This window comes from Acidovorax sp. KPB24-03 (assembly GCF_057546605.1).
This window is the reverse complement of the sequence record NZ_BAAJYR010000964.1, coordinates 1-530: the sequence shown is the minus strand read 5'-3', so window position 1 is coordinate 530 and position 530 is coordinate 1. Positions and strand designations below refer to the sequence as shown.

The following is a 530-nucleotide window of genomic DNA, read 5'->3' as shown; positions in this document are numbered from 1 at the left end:
GCGCTGCGCCATGCCGCCCGAGAGCTGCCAGGGATATTGCCGGGCGGAGTCCGCCAAGCCGGCGGCTTCCAGATCGCACAGCGCCGCAGCTTCGGCCTCCTCGAACCCCGCGCCGCGCACCAGCTCGTGCGTCTCGCTCAGCTGTGGCGCGATGCGCATCAGCGGATCCAGCGCCAGCGCGGGCTCCTGGGGCAGCAAGGCCAGCGTGCGCCCCCAGCGTGGCCGCCGCGCCTTCGCGTTCTCGGCGCGGCTGGCGACGCCGTCCAGAGTCACCATGCCGCCGGCGCGCAGCGTGCCCGGCAGGTTGCCCATTACCGCCTGTGCCAGCAGCGACTTGCCTGCGCCGCTTTCGCCGAGCAGCGTCAGCACCTCGCCGGCGCGCAGGCTGAACGACACATCGCGCAGCAGTGCCTTGGCGCCCACATGGACCGACAGGCCTTCGACGGCCAGAAGAGTTGTGCCGCTCATGGGATCTCTCCGTCGCCGGCCAGCAGCATCATGCCGAGCACCAGCAGCATCAGCAGCGCCAC

At 71.7% G+C, this 530-nt stretch carries 1 protein-coding gene; it reads right to left on the bottom strand.

From position 1 onward, the window contains the following. Positions 1–468: ATP-binding cassette domain-containing protein (locus tag AC27KI_RS27065; RefSeq protein WP_487117000.1), on the bottom strand; the 468-nt coding region annotated here is incomplete at its 3' end. Between the last annotated feature and the right edge of the window lie 62 nt (positions 469–530).